Origin of the sequence: Streptomyces sp. NPDC050658, from assembly GCF_044457025.1 — a bacterium.
In the GTDB taxonomy this organism is placed as follows: Bacteria; Actinomycetota; Actinomycetes; order Streptomycetales; family Streptomycetaceae; genus Streptomyces.
Window position 1 is genome coordinate 1 of the sequence record NZ_JBITGM010000023.1, and the last position, 17,276, is coordinate 17,276.

18 protein-coding genes are annotated in these 17,276 nt (G+C 66.1%); 11 read left to right on the plus strand and 7 right to left on the minus strand.

The genetic code is table 11. From position 1 onward, the window contains the following. The first annotated feature begins 308 nt into the window (after positions 1–308). On the plus strand, positions 309–2,696 hold the full coding sequence (locus tag ACIBKX_RS40260; RefSeq protein WP_363277798.1) for a Helicase associated domain protein: 2,388 nt from the start codon (positions 309–311) through the stop codon (positions 2,694–2,696). Between the two features lie 343 nt (positions 2,697–3,039). Here ACIBKX_RS40260 and ACIBKX_RS40265 read toward each other — a convergent pair whose 3' ends face one another. The 7 genes from ACIBKX_RS40265 to ACIBKX_RS40295 all read right to left on the minus strand — a co-directional run bounded on the left by ACIBKX_RS40265 (position 3,040) and on the right by ACIBKX_RS40295 (position 9,282). Continuing rightward, on the minus strand, positions 3,040–3,327 hold the full coding sequence (locus ACIBKX_RS40265; RefSeq protein WP_363277799.1) for a hypothetical protein: 288 nt from the start codon (positions 3,325–3,327) through the stop codon (positions 3,040–3,042). Then, positions 3,324–3,611 carry a hypothetical protein gene (locus ACIBKX_RS40270; protein ID WP_363277800.1) on the minus strand — a complete coding sequence of 96 codons (288 nt, stop codon included), beginning with the start codon at positions 3,609–3,611 and terminating at the stop codon, positions 3,324–3,326. The genes ACIBKX_RS40265 and ACIBKX_RS40270 overlap by 4 nt, the downstream gene beginning before the upstream one ends. 270 nt (positions 3,612–3,881) lie before the next feature. Beyond that, complete coding sequence (locus ACIBKX_RS40275; protein WP_363277801.1) at positions 3,882–5,249, minus strand: DnaB-like helicase C-terminal domain-containing protein; 1,368 nt, start codon at positions 5,247–5,249, stop codon at positions 3,882–3,884. Positions 5,250–5,322: 73 nt separating this feature from the next. Further along, positions 5,323–6,312, minus strand: coding sequence for a hypothetical protein (locus ACIBKX_RS40280; protein ID WP_363277802.1), 990 nt, complete (start codon positions 6,310–6,312; stop codon positions 5,323–5,325). Positions 6,313–6,747: 435 nt separating this feature from the next. Continuing rightward, positions 6,748–7,068 carry a helix-turn-helix domain-containing protein gene (locus ACIBKX_RS40285; protein ID WP_363277830.1) on the minus strand — a complete coding sequence of 107 codons (321 nt, stop codon included), beginning with the start codon at positions 7,066–7,068 and terminating at the stop codon, positions 6,748–6,750. A gap of 75 nt (positions 7,069–7,143) precedes the next feature. After that, positions 7,144–8,385 carry an XRE family transcriptional regulator gene (locus ACIBKX_RS40290; RefSeq protein WP_363277803.1) on the minus strand — a complete coding sequence of 414 codons (1,242 nt, stop codon included), beginning with the start codon at positions 8,383–8,385 and terminating at the stop codon, positions 7,144–7,146. 147 nt (positions 8,386–8,532) lie between these two features. Next, positions 8,533–9,282, minus strand: a complete 750-nt coding sequence (locus ACIBKX_RS40295; protein ID WP_363277804.1) for a GntR family transcriptional regulator — start codon at positions 9,280–9,282, stop codon at positions 8,533–8,535. A 736-nt stretch (positions 9,283–10,018) separates the two neighbouring features. Here ACIBKX_RS40295 and ACIBKX_RS40300 point away from each other — a divergent pair. The 10 genes from ACIBKX_RS40300 to ACIBKX_RS40345 all read left to right on the plus strand — a co-directional run bounded on the left by ACIBKX_RS40300 (position 10,019) and on the right by ACIBKX_RS40345 (position 17,267). Further along, the gene (locus ACIBKX_RS40300) at positions 10,019–10,330 is read left to right on the plus strand and encodes a hypothetical protein (protein WP_363277805.1); all 312 of its coding nucleotides are present in this window, start codon (positions 10,019–10,021) and stop codon (positions 10,328–10,330) included. Next, a complete protein-coding gene (locus tag ACIBKX_RS40305; RefSeq protein ID WP_363277806.1) occupies positions 10,324–10,650 on the plus strand; it encodes a hypothetical protein in 327 nt (108 codons plus the stop codon). Before ACIBKX_RS40300 ends, ACIBKX_RS40305 begins: the two co-directional genes overlap by 7 nt. A 125-nt stretch (positions 10,651–10,775) precedes the next feature. Further along, positions 10,776–11,057 (plus strand): hypothetical protein, encoded by a 282-nt coding sequence (locus ACIBKX_RS40310; protein WP_363277807.1) that lies wholly within the window; start codon positions 10,776–10,778, stop codon positions 11,055–11,057. A 50-nt stretch (positions 11,058–11,107) separates the two neighbouring features. Beyond that, a complete protein-coding gene (locus ACIBKX_RS40315; protein WP_363277808.1) occupies positions 11,108–11,305 on the plus strand; it encodes a hypothetical protein in 198 nt (65 codons plus the stop codon). Then, positions 11,302–12,414, plus strand: a complete 1,113-nt coding sequence (locus ACIBKX_RS40320; RefSeq protein ID WP_363277809.1) for a hypothetical protein — start codon at positions 11,302–11,304, stop codon at positions 12,412–12,414. The genes ACIBKX_RS40315 and ACIBKX_RS40320 overlap by 4 nt, the downstream gene beginning before the upstream one ends. 26 nt (positions 12,415–12,440) lie before the next feature. Then, positions 12,441–12,584 carry a hypothetical protein gene (locus tag ACIBKX_RS40325; protein ID WP_363277810.1) on the plus strand — a complete coding sequence of 48 codons (144 nt, stop codon included), beginning with the start codon at positions 12,441–12,443 and terminating at the stop codon, positions 12,582–12,584. A 282-nt stretch (positions 12,585–12,866) separates the two neighbouring features. Next, a complete protein-coding gene (locus tag ACIBKX_RS40330) occupies positions 12,867–14,516 on the plus strand; it encodes an FtsK/SpoIIIE domain-containing protein (protein WP_363277811.1) in 1,650 nt (549 codons plus the stop codon). A 185-nt stretch (positions 14,517–14,701) separates the two neighbouring features. After that, positions 14,702–15,715 carry a bifunctional lytic transglycosylase/C40 family peptidase gene (locus tag ACIBKX_RS40335; protein WP_363277812.1) on the plus strand — a complete coding sequence of 338 codons (1,014 nt, stop codon included), beginning with the start codon at positions 14,702–14,704 and terminating at the stop codon, positions 15,713–15,715. Between the two features lie 2 nt (positions 15,716–15,717). After that, positions 15,718–16,017 carry a hypothetical protein gene (locus ACIBKX_RS40340; protein ID WP_363277813.1) on the plus strand — a complete coding sequence of 100 codons (300 nt, stop codon included), beginning with the start codon at positions 15,718–15,720 and terminating at the stop codon, positions 16,015–16,017. Further along, positions 16,017–17,267, plus strand: coding sequence for a hypothetical protein (locus ACIBKX_RS40345; RefSeq protein ID WP_363277814.1), 1,251 nt, complete (start codon positions 16,017–16,019; stop codon positions 17,265–17,267). The genes ACIBKX_RS40340 and ACIBKX_RS40345 overlap by 1 nt, the downstream gene beginning before the upstream one ends. Positions 17,268–17,276: the final 9 nt, after the last annotated feature.

The window sequence follows — 17,276 nt, forward strand, 5'->3', positions numbered from 1 at the left end:
GCCGAACCATCTGCAAAAGAACTAAAGAAGTAGGCTCCGTGACGCTTCATTCTAACCTGCCTCCCGTCCCTGTCTCGCACTCTCACGTTCACCCGTACCCCGACAGCATACAGTGCAACCGGCCACGTGGGGTGCGAATCAGCCAAGTGTCACTCTCAGGTGTGGTGGTTGCATCATGCGTGCTGCATCACAGTGATGAACTGTGTAGTGTCTGGTCTCAGATGCCATCACCCCGAGCCGTACATCTCCCGCCGGGGCTTCTCTTTTTGTTTCGCCGTCATATTTCTACGTGAAGGGGATCGCTGATCATGTCAGTGAAACTTCGGGATCATCAGGTTGAGGCCGTCTCCGCCATTGTGCGGGGTCTGGATGTCCCGCCCGGGGGGATTCCTCGGAATGGTCTGCGGGGGCAGGTGCACGCGGCGTGCGGTACGGGGAAAACCATCATCGCGGCGGCGGCGGCACGGCGGCTGGTTCCCCGGGGTCGGATTCTCGTGCTGGTCCCCACCTTGGATCTGCTGACCCAGACGCTCAGTGCGTGGCGTGCGGCGGGGCATCGGGGGCCGGCCGTTGCGGTGTGCTCGCTGGAGGATGATCCGGAGCTGTGGGGCATGGAGGTGCGGGCGACGACGTCGCCTGTGCAACTGGCTCTGTGGCACGGAACCGGTCCGGTGGCCGTCTTCGCCACGTACGCCTCGTTGGGGGTGCTGGCGGAAGCGTTCGAGGGCGCGTACGGGCAGCAGCTCGCGCCGATGGACCTGGTGGTCGTCGACGAGGCACACCGGACGTCGGGCTCTCTGGGTAAGGCGTGGGCGGATGTGCATGTGCAGGCGGTGATTCCGGCGGCTCGGCGGTTGTATCTGACGGCGACGCCGCGGATTTGGCAGGAACGGCCAAGTACGGAGGTCCTGGCGGGGGTGCGCGGGGCACTGCCGGAGGAGATGGCTGCGTCGATGGACGACGAGCGGATTTTCGGGCCTGTGCTGTACAAACTCAGCCTCGCCTCGGCGGTGTCGCGGGGGTTGTTGGCGCGGTATCAGATCATCGTGGTGGAGCTGCGGGACCCGGTGGTGACGCCGGAGTTGCTGCGGAGCGAGGAGCAGCGCGGCGAGGAGGTGCGGGGGCTGCGGCTGGGGGCGCTTCAGTCGGCGTTGCTGCACACCATGAGCACGCATGGGCTTCAGACGTGCATCACGTTCCATCACCGGACGATAGAGGCGCAGGCGTACGCGGAGGGCCTGGAGCAGGTGGCGGGCAGGTTGCACGCGGAGCAGCCCGAGCGGTACCCGGCGAAGGTGTGGGCGGACTGGCTGTGTGGTGCGCACGATTCCGATACGCGGCGCGAGGTGCTGCGGCAGTTCGGGTCGACCGCGCGGCGTGCGGTGCTCTCCAATTGCCGTGTGCTCGGTGAGGGTGTCGATATCCGGGCGGTGGATTCGGTGGCGCTCTTGGATCCCAAGGGGGCGCCGCATGACATTGTGCAAGCCATTGGCCGTGCGTTGCGTCAGCAGCCGGGAGAGGGAAAAGTGGCCTCTCTGATCGTGCCGGTATTTCTTCCCGAGGATGAAAAGCCCGAGGAGATGTTCACCTCTCGGTCGTGGCGCCCTTTGGTGAAGGTTCTTGAGGGGCTGCGGGCGCATGATGAGGAAGCCGTGGAAATGCTGGCCTTTCCTCAACAGTCGCAGAAACAGCGTGTTCAGCCGTCGGTCAACATCGGGTCCAAGCCCGAGGAGGGAGAGGAGGAATCGCGGTTGCTGCTGCGGTTCGCCTCCCCGCGCGACCCGGCCATGGTCGCCGACTGGGTGTCGTTCAACGTGATCGACACCGAGAAACGGGACTGGGCCCGCGGCTGGCAGCACCTCAAAGCCTTCGCCGAGCGGGAGGGGCACGCGCGTGTGCCGTACGGGCACACGGAGGGCCCCTACCCCCTGGGTCAGTGGATCGCCGAACAGCGCCGTGCGTTCGGGGCCGAGCAGATGACCGGCAAGCGCGCCGCGCGGCTGGAACGGCTCGGCATGGTGTGGAGCCTCGCGGACGAGCGGTTCCAGGAGAACCTCGAAGCCGCGAAGGCGTACTACGCGGAGCACTGGACGCTGTGTGCGCCGCGCTCCGCCTCGATGCTCGACCGGCCCGTTGGGCAGTGGCTGTCGAACCTGCGCAGGCCCGGCGCCCTGGACGACCACCCCGACTGGAAACAGGCCCTGGAGTCGGTGGATGAACACTGGGATCCGGCGTGGCCGGCGAACTGGCAACGCCACTACGCTGCGGCCAGTGCGCTGCTCGCCGACGAGCCGGGAACCGATGTCACCCCCGGCGTCACCGTGCATGGGATGGATGTCGGCGCCTGGCTGGGCCGCCAGCGCGAGCACACCGTGTGGAGCGGCCTCGCGGACGGGCAACGCGAGCTCCTGGACCAGCTCGGCATCACGCCCCTGCCCCCCACAGCCGAAGAGCCCGCAGGGGCCACGACGGGCGTGAGCGCTTTCGAGCGAGGCGTACAGGCCCTGGCCCGGTACAAGGCCCGCACCGGCTCGGTGACCGTGCCCAGGAGCCACGTAGAGACACTGCCGGACGGCACTGAGGTGAAGCTCGGCATCTTTTTGTCGAACAACAAGACCCGCCGTGCCAAGCTCCCCGCGGACAAGCTCGCCGCACTCGCCGCACTCGGCCTCAACTGGGCCACACCCAGCACCTGAACGCGCCCCCAGAGGAAAGAGTCTCCTCCCCACCCCTGGGGGGAGGAGATGTCAGCGGCCCATCGACGGTTACCCAACACCCCTGACCTGCGCCAACGTCAGAGCCCCCGTATCGACGCCGGTACCCACGCCGGTACGTACGCCGGTACCCACGCCGGTACGTACGGCGGTACCCACGCCGGTACGTTTGGAGGTACCTACGCCGGTACCGGTGCGCTGACTTCGGCAGTCACCGCGGAGTGTCCGGCGCGCGTCTGTCCGGCGGGAAAATCACGCCGATGTCACTGGTGAAAGAGGCTTCCGGATCTTTCTTCCGGGGGCCTCTTTCGGTGTGGAGCTGGGGTCAGTGGAACCAGACCAGGACGGGGATTCGGATCTCCCGCGTCTCGGGGTAGACGGTGTACTCGAACACGACGGGCTCGCCCTCGATGGCGAGCGAGTAGCGCACGCCGAGGTCGTCCATCGGATCGCCCGGGAGCGGCTGCTCCTGGTCGTAGGCGGAGCCGACTTCCAGCGCGAGTGCGACGAGAAAGTTGACCACCTTCTTGCTCAGTTCCGGTGGCATGTCGAGCATGACGCCCGCGGGGATCTCTTCGGTCCACACCGTCCAGCCGCGGCGCGGCTCGTTCATCCGGCGGCCCTCTCCTCAAGGCGCGCGGAAAGGTCCTGGAGGGAGACGAGATTGTGACCGGCGGCGGCATTGGCACGGCTGGTCTCGGCACCGCGGGCGCGGTCGAGCATCGCGGTCTGCCACCAGCGGCGCATGACGCCGGGCACGTCGCCCTCCTCGGCCGCCAGGACCTCGCCGTAGAAGCGGGCGCGCTTCTCGCCGCTCAGTGCGTCGCCGATGGCGTTGATGGTGTGCGCGATGGCGGGCGTCCGGCTGTTCGCCGGGTGTTCGGGTTGGGCGCTCACTGCGCTCTCCCTTCGGGTCGGTACATCGAGTGTCCTACGAGTGCGCTCCCCGTGGTGACCGGTTCGCCGGGCAGCTGCCCGGCGAACCGCACGGCGTCTTCGGGGTGAGGCCGGCAGGCGCGCCGCAACGTGGTTCACAGCTCAATCCGGCTTGATCGCCTGTGCGCCTGTGTCGCTGGCGATCTTCAAGACCTCCGCCCCTTCTCCCCGCCACCCGGACGAAAGCCCGTCAGCGGGGCACTCAGGGGCGTTCTGGGGGCGTGGCACCGGTCAGGTGCGGGCCATGTCCACGAAACGACTGAAGTGCAGTTGCGCGCCTGCCGAGATCGTCGGCCGTGCCCCGAACCGGTTCTTCTCGATCACGAAGTCCACTTCACCGGCGCGCGGTGATTCGGGCTCGTCCATGTCCGGGCGCTCGACTTTGATCACAACGGATGCGTCGTTCTTGATGGCTCGTGACTCGCGCATCATGCCGTCGTCGTTGAGCTGGGAGAGGGCAATGACGTGGCAATCCAGTTGCACCGAAAGGTTCTTGAGGCCGCGTGAGACTGCGGCAACGGCTTGTTCGCGGTTGATGTTGCGGGTCTGCTCGACCTGGACGAGCTGAAGGTAGTCGACGACCAGGACGTCCAGGCCGTCGCCGCGAACGCATGCACGGGCGGCTGACTCGATGTCCCGTAGCTCGGCGCTGTCAGGACGGTACACGTGCAGCGGCAGTGTCTTGAACAGCTCCCGCCCAAGGCGCTCCACCGCCTGCCACCCCTCCGCGGTGAGGGCGCCTTGCCGGTTGAGGTGGTGCAGGGGCACCCGGCCTTCGGCTGAAACGATCTTCTGCATGAGCTCCGTGCTGCTCATCTCCAGCGAGGAGAACATCACCCGGGCGCCGGTCTTGGCGGCGGCCACCGCCGCGTTCAGTGCCAGGGTCGTTTTTCCGACGCCGGACTGGGCGGCGATCACCGTGACGTTCCCGGGGTGCATGCCGGACGTCGCCGTATCGAGATCGGCCAGGCCGTAGGTGAGCCCGATCTGCCGTCCGTCCTGGATCTTCTCCAGCTCGTCCACGAAGTCGAGATACAGGTCATCGACCACGGGGGGCGCGGCATTGAGGCCGGGCATGCCTGCGGCGATCTCGGTGAGGGCCTGCTCCACGAGGCTGCGTACGTCGGCCTCGTCGCCTTCCTCGCTGTAGGCGTACTGCAAGATTTTCTGAGCCGATTCGATCGCCGCGCGTCGGTAGGCCTTGGCTCGGACGATCTCGGCATAGTGCGCGCCGTTCGCGGCCGAAGGCACCATCTGAACGCACGCGTGCAGGTACGAGGCGCCGCCGACCTTGGCCAGTTCGCCGCGCCGTGTGAGTTCGTCGGCGACCGTGACAGGGTCGACCACGTCAGCCTTCTGCCGCAGACCGCAGATGGCGCGGTGAATCACCGCGTGCGCGGGACGGTAGTACTCCTCCGCGACGATGCCGGTTTCCAAGGTCTCCGCGAAGAACCGTTCGGCTGCTCCGGTACTGCTCATCAGGGTGCCGAGTACTGCCTGTTCGGCCTCCAAGTTCTGCGGGGGCGTGCGCAAGAAGTCCGACGCCGCGTCCGAGCCGGCGGACAGGCGTGAGGCGGGAAGGTTCCGGGTGCTGGACACTGGTGGTCTCCTGTTCGGGTGCACGGGCAGGGGATACGGGCCGGACCGCAGCAACGGTCCGGCCCGCCTTGTGTCAGGCCGTCATGCAGGGGACACACCGGATCCCCGCGCGGTACTGGGGGTGCTTCGGGCACCGCGCGTCAGGATCCGAGGAACTCCCCGACGACACGGGCGCGGCGACGACCGCGTAGCGAGGCAGGTTCGGGATCCGGTCGCGTGCCAGCAGGCTGGAGTGGTTCTTGATCTTCTCCGGGTTCTTCGTCAGCTGCTTAATCAGAACGTGCCGGTCCACGGAGTGGATGTCAGGCCATCCCTGCTCCGCCATCACAGCGAGCAGCCTTGGCGCCAACTTGCCCGCCCGCACCTTGCCCTGAGTCCACGGATCGGGCAGCAACTGCAAGACCTCCGCGGAGGCCTGAAGGTCTTCCTGGGCGTAGCCAGCCTCCTCCTCCTCCTCCTCCCTTGGTGACGGCAACGACGTGCGACCGCTGGTGTCCGTGAGGGGGCTGGGGGAGGAGGTAGTTACCTCCTCCGGGGGGTGTGGGGGGGAGGCCATACCGCTTCCCGGAACTGGGGATGCGTTCTGACCTGCGGGAACGATGCGGTTGACGCTTCCCGGAACGCCGGATCCGGCGTTGACGCGTCCGGCGTTCCGGGAAGCGTTTCGACCTGCGGTTTCTCCTGCTTTCCGGAACTCAGGATCCGGCGTTCCGGGAAGCGTTCCGACCTGCGGGTTTACCGACCGGTGATCTTCGGTGATGTCGGCTTCGGATTGCTGCCAGTCTGGGTTCCACGCCGGGTTGTCGTACATCTGGTAGACCACTGGCCCCTTACGGCCAGGCAGCTTCGGATGCGGCAGCTGCTGTCGCCGCAAGTACCCTGCGGCGACAAGGCGCGCGAACGACTCGTACACCGCGTTCTTGCCCACGAGCTCCTTGGCGTTCTTCGCTGAACGGATACCGCGGTCCTGGAGCTGCTTCCAAACGGTCATCGGTGTCGCCTCGACACCGGACGCGAGGTTGAACATCACCTGGAGCATCACGACGTAATCGAGGCTGTGCACCAGGTCTGCCCCAGCTCCCAGATGGCGGGGCACAGATACCCCACTGGCAGGCGCTTGGGAGTGAGTGATCGAGGCTGTGTCATCGATGTGGGGCGTTCCCGCGTCGCTCACGGCATTACCTCCACATCGGAGGTGCTTCGAGACGCAGTGATCGGAATTGGCTGCGGGCGGTGCATTGGGTGGGTCTCCCCTGATAGGGGAGCCGTGATCAGTGATGTGACGGGGCAGATAGTGGACAAAATGGGTCGGCTATCTGGTGTTCCAGGATGACGTGGCTATCCTGGGTCCAGGTGACCACGCGGGCCCTAGGGCCTACGGGAATCACCCGGCAGACGAGGTCACCTCGCTGCTCACGACTCAGGACTGTGGTAGGGCCGGAGTCGATCACGTAAGGCCGGGGCCGCTTCCGTTTGCAGACGGGGCGGCCTCGCGCATTTATGGCGCGGGCACGAAGTCCCCCATACCTGCCTCATGGGCAACATCGGGGCACTGTGAGGCCCACCCCTGCAACAGGCGAAGGTACGCCGCGCGGTTTCGCGGGTGCGGGCGCGCCTGGCCGGTCTCCCAACGCATGAAGGCTTGCCGGTGCACTCCGAGAGCTTCGGCTACCTCTTCCTGGGTCCAGCCAACGGCTTTGCGGAGATGGGACCGCACGGCCGGAGCAGGAAGCTCGATAGGCGAACGGGTCAGCAGCGCATCGACTGCCGCAATACGATCTGTCATCACTCCCCCTTCAGCGTGATCAAAACTGTACATCAAACTGAGCTGAGTGAACGGCTTCTGACGGTGTGTCTCCACCACCGCCAGGCCCACGTAATGCTCGGCTCAGGCTCAATCACCTTGACTTGACTTGAGGTTCCGCAGGTGGGCAAGGAACTCGATCGCGTCGGGGGCCTTGGGGTACGCGGTGTGCAGCACTTGACCTAGGTCACTGGAGACCATGGCCAGGCTCGGCAGTGACTGCCGGTCGCCGCCTAGTGCTTGCTCGCCGTACGTCAGGGCACTGTCCAGGTCGCCGCCGCGCGCAGCAGCGACCGCGAGAGTGATGCGTGCCTCCGCGATGCGCATGGGCGCTCGCTCGGTGCCGTCCCAATCGGTGCTCGCACGGATCACTTCGCCCGCGAGCTGTTCGGCGAGCTGGTCCTCGCCAACCTTGCGGTAGCAGTCCATGCGGTAGAAGTCGTACTTGGCGGGATCAACGATGAAGTGATCCTCAATCGACTCGGGATAGGGCAGGGCCTCCAGGGTTTGGCGCCCCTTGTCGAGCGCGATCTCTGTCTGCTGCCGGTCGCCCAATCGCGCCCAGGCCTTCGCCTCTTGGGCGAAGAGCTGCGCGGCCACCGACTCGTTCCCGGCGAGCGCTACGCCTTCGCGGGCGGCCTGGATGACTCCGCGGTAGTCGCCGCGAGTCAGGGCGAACCAGCACCTCATCTCATGGCCCCACCCGATCACCCCGAGGTGGCCGGCCTCGTCTCCAAGGGAGAGCGCGGCGCGGCGGGTGGCCTCTGCCTGGCGGGGCTGGCCCGAGTCGAATTCGACGCAGCCAACCAGGAGGGCGAGCTTCCCGGCGATCGCGTACAGGTCGCGCATCTGGGCCAGGCTCACCCTGCGGTTCAGCATCGTGGCGACTCGACCCATCCAGGCCCGGCCCTCCGTCAGAAGCTGAGACGCGGGCGTATAGGCGTACTCGCAGGCAAGCCGATCGACGGTGATTCGCAGGGCGTCAAGGGTGGCTTGGTCGATGTCCGAAGCGCGCATGCGAGCCACGATCTCTACGGTGTCCATGCCAGTCACAACCTGAAGTTGAGAGCGTGGCGTACGGGTGCGTTCCGGGAAAAGGGCACCCATCACCGTTCCGAAAGTCTCGGCGATCTGTGCCCTGTACTTCTCGGGGAAGACGCGCCCGCTCTCCCACCGCTTCCACTGCCGCAGCATCCCCTCTTCGTCCACGGGGTTGGCGGGGTCATCGGGAAGGCGAGCCAACAGGCGCTGGACAGCTTCGAGTTGAGACCAGCCGCGAACGAGCCGCTCGTCCTGCATGCGCCGTGCCCAGTCGGGCCTGTCATCAGCCATGTGACTCCCCTTCTCCGTGACGAGCTTGGTCGGATCGACGGTGCCAGGTGGTACGGCCGATCCGCTGGTGACATCGGGGGTGACATTGGCATGTCACCGTCCGATGTCACTGTCCGCGCTGCTCAATCGGTAGCAGGGTCGCCACCGTCAAGATCCATCAAGCGGCGGGTGGTGATCGGGATGAGCGGGATAGGTGGGCTCCTTCACGATCTCGACGCGGTCGCCAGGAATCAGACAGACCGTCACGTCGACCGGTCTACCGGTGCGTGCCGAAGTGCCGACGATGACCGACTCCAGGACCGGAATGGACGTAGCGATCTCCAACAGCTTCGCTTCGCTACGGTCCGGCATCCGAGCGCGGAGGGTCTCTTCCCGGTCGAGTGGTCCATGCCCAGCCTGCTCAAGCTGGGCTGCGTAGTCGTCAAGGTCGGTCGCGACGTCGGCGATACGCGGCGAATCCTCGACTGCGGCCGGACTGATCCAGGTGTCGACGAGCTGAAAGGGCGGCGCTCCCGCGGGGCTTGTGACGCGCCGGATGCGAAGCGCCTCGGCACCGGGGGCGAGGCCGAGCGCGGTGGTCACTTCGGGCGGGGCCGCCAGGCTCGCGCGAGTGGGACGGCCACGGACGGGGTCGCGAGTAACGGTGTCGCCCGTGATGCGGCGGCGCAATGGCGTCTCCAGCACGACCGACCCACGCCGTTGGATCGTCCGGATCAACCCTTCTTTCTCCAGCGCCTTGTATGCCGTGCGAACCGTTTCGTGATGGACGCCGAGATCAGCCGCGTATGCCTTGAGCTGCGGCAACGTTGCTCCGGGCGGGTACGTGCCGTCCTGGATCTGCGCGCGCAACTGGTCAGCGAGCACTCGCCATTTGACGGCGGGGCGGGGCTCTGTCATGCGCGTCGTCTCCTCGGCCGGTGGTCTTCGAACCACCTTAGGTCAGACCTAGGTTTTAGCCTCCCTGCCGCTCTTCCGTCCACTCCAGATCCATAAAAACCTAGGGTTATTGACATGCGGCCCTAGGCGTGGTGTCATCTTCCCAGTCGTCAAAAACCTAGGTTTTAGCGGCCAAAGGGTGGTCTTTGTGCGACCCTCGCGCACTGCTACGCCGTGACAACGGTCCGGAACCAACGCCCCTTGTGGCGGAAGGCCGGTGCAGGAGCGTTCGGCGGGATTTGAGAACTCAAAAGTGGACGCACCGCAGCCTGCACACGGGAAGAGCGGCCGTCAGAACACCTCAGGCATCTGCGACAAGCCGTAGGCCCTGCCTGTGCGATCAACTGCACGCACCTTCTCCCACGCTGCCCCTCCGGGCGGCCAGGGAGCCGAACGCACAGGTGAGACAGGGGCAAAGATCGCGGGCCCCGGACCGGGTCGAACCGGTCCGGGGCGCTGCGTCGCACAGACGACGCGACCCCCGGCACGGCGGTGCAACGCCATGTGTGCCGGGGGTCTCAACGGACCAACAGGAGTGATCCGTATGTCCATTCTTGCCTACGCACCCACGGCTGCTGACAGCCCCCCGCTGCCGCAACGGCCACAGCCCCACGAGAGGGACGGCCGTCAGCCGGTCCCGTCCGACGGCCGGCCGCACCCGCAGCAGACAACCGCCCACTCCGTCACGGTCGGGTTCTTGAGCGAGGCGCTGAACCGTGTGGTCGAGCGGCAGATCGGCCCGCGCCGTGTGGGCGCCATCTACCAGAACGCGGGCGGCGGCGCCTTTGAGGTCCTGGCCGTCGTCACCAACCCCGCCATGGCGCGGGAGATGCTCAACCGCCGGTGCGCGCGGTACGCGGTGATCGTCCGCGACGTACTGCGCCCCGACGCTCAGCCCGTCGTCACCGGGGCCGCCTGGTCTGACGGTGACCGGCTCGTACGAGCCGGACACGGCGCGCCCGCCGACGAGCGGGAGCAGGCCGTCACGGCAGTGCGGGAGGCGTGGTGATCACCATGGCGTCGGCCCCTACTGGCGGGCTGTTCGAGGACTGGGAGGGCGAGGACGACGATCTCGGGCCCATGCCTGACGAGACCGAGGGCCGGTTCGAGCGGATCGTCATTTCGTCCAGCGTCGGCCCCGGTCGGGCCCCGCTCGCGCTCCGCAGCAGCGGCTTGCAGCAGTGCGACAACTGCGGGGCCTGGCTCGGCGTCACCGCCTGGACGTGCCCGGCCTGCACGGCCAAGGGCCATCTGACCGGAGTCCGACCGCAGTTTGTACACCAGCTCGCTGATCCCGGCATGGCCCGACGCTCCGTCCCACCGTGGTGACGGCGGCGCCCGCGGAAGGTCAGCTCCCTTGTCCCGGCGGGACAAGGGAGCCGTGATCACCGCGATGGTGCGCGGCCACCGCGCTCGGCCAACGAGACCGCCCTTGCGGCGTGAAGGAGAGACAGATGCTCAACACCGCACAGCCTCTGTTCGATCAGGCCCGTGGGGGCCACGAACCCGTTTCGATGGCCGAGGACGATGGTCCGGTCATCCCGACCCCGGACATTCAGACCTTTGGCGCGGTCTTCCGGATGAGCGTCCAGACGGACTCGCGGGGGGCGGTCCTGCTCGCCTACACCCGAGACGCCGAGACCGGGGCCGTCACACGCTCCCTGATCCGGTTCGACTGGGCCGGAGTCGACTACCTCAAGCGGCGCCTCGGCGTGCTGAACGGAGAGACCTCGTGATCCGGAACGCCGACACCGTGTGCATGACCTGTGCCTGAAGAGGAGTGCTCATGAGCAGCGACCCCCAGATGACCGCCGCCCAGGCCTTCGCGCGGGCGGTGGAGTACGCCGACCGCGCGGCTAATCGTGCCGATCGCGGCTACCTCGAAAGCGCGCAGGCTGCCGCGGCCGTGGCGCAGGCCTACGCGGCGATTGCCACCGCGCGGGGCAGCGTCAAGACCGATTCGCCCTGGTGGGCAGCCGCATGACAGTCCGGAGGACCGACATGGACGACGACAAGAAGTGGAAGGACCTGCTGTCCGCGCGGGCGGTGGTGCTCGCCGTGCTCGGAGCACTCACGCTCGGCGTGGCCGCGCTGTCCATCAAGGTCAGCTACCAGATCCTCGACCCGCACTTCGGCGAGTGGTCCGCACCGACGGTCGCGGCCCTCGATCTGCTGTGGGTCGTCCTTCAGGTAACCGAGATCCTGGCCGGCAACAACGTCCGCCGTGCCCGGCTCGTACGGTGGCCCGGCCTCGCCCTGACTGTGGGCATCGCGGCCATCCCCACGGCTGACCTGATCACGTCCGGCGCCGGCGGCGACCTGGCGGTCGTCATCACACCGGCGGCGATCCTGGCCACCAAGGCCGTCTGGTGGTTCGTGCTGCGCTCGCTCGGACGCCACGTCTCCCTCGAGACCCGCCGCACCATCACGGAGCGTCGTCAGGCCGTGGCCGACCGCCTCGAACAGATGGAAGCCGATGCAGCCGCGCGCATCGAACTCCTCCAGGTCGAGGGCGACCTGAAGGCGCAGATCTCCAAGGCAGAGGACGACTACCGCCGCAAGCTCCTCCGTGCACAGCAGAGGACCGCCGACCGCCTGCACTCCCAGGCCAAGTCGACCGCTGACGCGATCGACAAGAAGCCGCTGCCGCCGATCGCGGAGATCGAACTTCCCACCTTCGAGGACTGGGAGCCCGCCGCGCTCGCCCTGCCCGTCACACCGGCCGTCACGGACCGTCCTGCCCTCGAACCGCAGGTGGGAGACCTGACGGACTGGCAGACCGGCACGTCTTGCGGCACGACCGTCACGCTGGTCGACCTTGCAGCGGTCGCAGGTGTGCCGGTACCGCCGATCGGCGAACCGCTGTCGAACGCGCAAATCGGGCTGGTACTGCGCTACTTCCGCTATAACCAGGACCCGCCCCGCTCGTACCGCCAGGCCGTCAAGGCCTTCCGCCGCGCCGGATTCCAGGGCAGTCAGGAACGCGTACGCCGCGTCTGGGCGGAGGAAGTCGAGGCCGACCTGGCCGACGACAGCAAGGACACCGCAGACGACCTTGACGACAGCGAAGACGTCGCCGACCAGCTCCGCTGAACACCCGACGACCGAAGGAGATCACGATGGACGACTGCAACAACTGCCAGGGCAGCAACTGCCCGACCTGCAACGACCCGAACGGCCTGGCGTGCGGCGGCTGCGGCCAGTGCGTCTTCTGCCGCCAGCTCAACCCGCCGCACACCGGGTGGGACAACGGGGCTAGCTGAGCCCTGAGTTGTCAGTGGGGCGTGCCAAAGTTGTAACGCCCCACTACGTCCGGCACCACCGAGACAGCCCAGCCGACCAGGGTCGGCTGGGCTGTCTCGCGACTGCCGGAAGTACATGCAGTCGAGTCCGCGCAGAACCGGTGAGCCGTTCGGCGAGCGAAGGTTGGAAACAACTTGGTCGCAGACCCGCAGGGCAGATCCGGCGAAGCGTCACGAACCGTCAAATCGCAATTGCATAGCGGAGTTACGATCAGCGACCCTTGATCCCGAAACGGGGGGCTTATGGGAAAAAAGAGAAAGCGGCACGACCGCCACTACGAGGAACGCGAAGAGGACTTCTACGGCCAGCTCGGCGCTGCGATCGGCGGCGTAGTCATGGTGACCGCCGTCCTGTACGCGATCCGGGACTGGCTGGGGCTTCCGTGGCCGGCGACGATTCTACTTGTCGTCGGCGTGTTGATCGGCCTCGGGTACGCGGCCTGGTGGGTCAAGTCGAGGGTACAGCGCGCATGGGCCAAGAAGCCCGCTGAAAAGGCGCCCAATACCTTGGCGCAGGAATCCCCGCCCACGGGCGAGGACGGCGCTCAGGTGGCTGTTGTGCCCCATCCGGAGCTGACGCGAGCCCTGGTGCGGACGGGGGCGATCGACAAGGACGACGTGATTCCCCTGCACGACGTCGACACCACCGCGTTGGATGTCGGGACGCAGTACACGTTCCTGCTGCCTTTTGGCGGCACGTACGAGGACGTCGCCAAGCGGCTCGGGCCGATCGCGTCGATGCTCAACGTGACGCGCCTGCACCTCAAGCTGGAGATGTCCCGGGAGAACGAGCGGCAAATCACCCTCCTGGTCCTCAAGGAGCCGCCGTTCAGCCGCCTTTTCGATCCGCCGAACCGCGAGCAGATCCGGGCTTTCGACGGGATTCCACTCGGGCACGACGTCACGGGTTCGTTGTTCGGTGTGGAGACGTTCGACAGGGCGTCCATGCTGATCGCCGGTATGAGTCAGATGGGTAAAACCACTCTGCTCAACGGGCTCATCACGTGCCTTTTCCTCGCCTATGGCGATGACTTCGATCTGGTCTTGCTCGACGGAAAGTTTGTCGGCCTGGCGCGGTTCAAGGAAGTCGCCCTGCGCTACGAGTCGTCCACTGATCCAGCCGTCTTGGAAAATATCCTCGATGAGCTGATCCCTCTCGTGGACAAGCGGTACGCAGAGACCGAAAAGGCGATTCAGGAGCGCAGGCCGGGGCCGAAGTTCAGGCGTCTGTTCTTCATCGTTGATGAAGCGGCAGACTTCTACGTTTCCAACGGCACCAAGGAATCCCGGGAACAGGTTGCCCGGGTTGAGGAAAAGTCTCGGTATCTGGTCGCGAAGGCCCTGGAGTCCGGCGTGTCTGTGATCTTCCTGACTCAGCGTCCGGACAAGGATGCAATTCCGGTCAATGTCCGGGCCCAGTTCCAGTACCGGGCGTGCCTGTACGTCGACTCGGAAGGCGCGGCAAAGGTTGCCCTCGGAGACTCATACTTCACCACGATGGCACCTATCAACCCCGTCCGGTTCAACCCGAAACACAAGGGCCAGGCCGTGCTGTTCGTACACGGAAAGTCCACTCATATCCGGGGCTTCAACTTCCCTGATGAATTCATTTGGGAAGTGATTGACGAAACGCGCGAGAGGCATCAAAAGATCCTCAGTGCGGCCCCGGACACCCCGCTGAAGCAGGCGATTGACCTGCTGAGGGATAAGGGGGTCGAGTTCATGGCAACGGCAGATCTGGCACCCGCACTCGGAATCATGGAATCCCGGGCCGGTGAGCGCGGACGACAGCTCTCGAAGCTGCTCAACGTTTCGCCAGGAAAGGACGAGGCGGGTGTGGTCCGCGGCTACTGGCTGACCGACCTCACCGCCGCCTTCAGGGCCGGTTCGTAGTCCGCCAGGAGCCCGCTGGCAGTCCGCTGAGTGCCTGCTGGCACTCCGTCCAGAGGGCGGGCTCCCCTGTCCCGTGGACGGGTCCCCAGCGGACTCCCAGCGGACCGTCAGCGGACTCCCAGCGGACACAGGAACGACCGCTGACCAGTGAGAACACCAGAAAGAAGGATGGAGAGGGGGAGTACGTGAGATCTGCCGCTGTAGTAGCCGCGGCGGGCGGAGGGGCAACCCTGCTCGTCATCGGGGCTGCGCTCATCCAGGCCGCCGGCGACAACCCGGCCCTGAACGCGGCGCTGACCGTCAGCGTCCCGGCCAAGTACCAGGACCTGATAGAGGACGCAGGAAGCGTCTGCCCGGAAGTCACACCCAATCTGCTCGCCGCGCTACTCACCCAGGAATCCGGCTTCAACCCGGAAGCCAAAAGCCCGGTCGGCGCGCGGGGTATCGCTCAGTTCATGCCAGCCACCTGGGAGACCAGCGGGGTAGATGGAAACGGGGATGGTAAGCGGGACGTCTTGGACCCCGAGGATGCGATTCCGTCGTCTGCGGAACACCTGTGCAAGATCGCGGATGAAGTGAAGGATGTTCCCGGCAACAAGACGAACAACATGCTCGCCGCCTACAACTCCGGTTCGGGCGCCGTCAAAAGGTATGGCGGTATTCCTCCCTACGCGGAAACCCAGAACTATGTCAGGTCGATTAACGCTCTGGCAGGTCAGGGCAGTGCCAAGGGTGGAAAGCCCGGGACCCTGATCACCGCACGGCAAGGCGCCACGGCCGTGAACGCAGCTCAGAAAATGGTTGGCACTCCGTATTCGTGGGGCGGGGGAAACGCGTCCGGCCCGAGTACCGGAACGTGCTGCTCCCCGAACGGAAGTTCTGGAGGCAGTACCAAGGGGTTCGACTGCTCCGGACTCACCGTGTACGCCTACGCGAAAATCGGTATCACCCTGCCGCGCACAGCCACTGCACAGTACGCGGCATCCGAGCCGGTAAAGGCGGGTGAATTGCAGATCGGCGATTTGGCGTTCTACGGCGACAGCGCCGCCAGTATTCACCACGTCGGCATTTACATCGGCGGCGGATACATGGTCGACGCCCCGCGCCCCGGCGAGAAAGTCCGCTACTCGCGGCTCGACTCGATGTCTGACCTGGTCGGCTATGCCCGCCCGACTCACAACGCGAAAAAGGAGATCTGAGCATGCCCAAATTTGATGTCATCCTCGCCAAGCCCCAGGACTTCTCGGACGGGTTCTCGGACTTCTTCGACTCCATCGGAATGACCGGCACTGGTCTGGTCACCAAGGCCGTGGCGGCCGTTGTCGCTGTGATTGCTCTGCGGATGCTGTTCGCCGCGGCCAAGGACCCGAAGACGGGACTCCGCAAGGGCGGTATCGCGCTCGGGACCCTGTTCGTCGCGGTGATTCTCGCGCTGTATGGGGCCGATCTCTTCAGCACGGTCACCGATGCGGCGCCCGGCGGGGGCGGAGGTGACAACTGATGCCGGATAAGCCGGACGACAAGTGCGAACTCATCAAGGGCACACCCGGATACGACTACTGCACGGGGGACGACGAGGCAGGTGACCCGCCTAGCGTCAATCCCGATGACCCCGGCGCTCCGGACGCTGACACCGGATTTGCCAGCGAAGCCAACGACCAAGTCAACGACCTGGCCCACTGGCTGATCAAAAAGACCAACAACCTGATTGCGCCGAAAGACGCATGGGCGCCGGAGAAACCCGGGGACGCGCTGTTCGAACCGTTCTTGTGGTTGGGCCAGCATCTCGCCATCGCAATATTTACGTGCGTGGTGATGGTGTGCGCCCTGACCGCGTGGCAGGGCGCACCACGCCTCAAGCAGATGGGCAACTCAACCGGGTGGACGCTGGTCGCCGTGATTGGGATGGCGGCCGTGCCCGGGGCGGTGATGCTGCTGAACGACGGGGTGAGCGAGGGCTTCACCGAAGCATTCAACTCGGACCAGTCCACGCTGTTCGGAGCCATCAAGGACGACCTGAAGAACGGCGCGGACGCGGAAAACCCCCTGGCTCAACTGATCATCACGGCGGCGCTAGTCGTCGCCCTCGGATTCGCTGCACTGGTCTTCGCCACGCGCCAGCTCGGCATCCTCGCGTTCGTTTGCATCTCGCCGATCGTGATCGCCTCCCTCGCACGCGGAGGAGACACGGAAGCCATCCAGAGGTGGGCACAGCGCCTGCTGGGGCTGATGTTCGCCCCGTTTGCCCTGCTCTTCGCCGGAGTGTTCACGCCCGTGGTCGAGGGCTCACTGGTCATGGACGCCGTCCTGCTCGTCGCTGCGGACGTCCTCATGCTCCGGATGATCTTCCATGGTCTGCCGTACTTCGGGCCGCGTATGGCTCGTGCGGCACGTTCGATGGTGGAGAACCGCGTCAACAACCCGCTCGTACAAAGGGCCGTGCGCGCGGGCGTGCCCGACTTCTACGAGCAGGAGAACACCCCCCGTGGCCCCCGCACCGTCATGACGCCCGGCCGTGCCATGGCGCAGGACGGCGACGCCCTGGCGAGCGCCTACGGGCTCAAGGTGCGCAAGCGACCGGGGCGGATGACGACCGACTCGGTCGTCGCACAGGCCCAAGTCGACGGAAAGCGCCAGGAGCGCGTCATGCGCGCTCGACGCGAAGCCCGTGCCCAACATGCCCCTCCCCGGCCTACACCGCCGGCGTCCGGCTCAGGCCCGACGCCCGGCGGTGGGTCGGGCACCCCATAGACGAAGGAG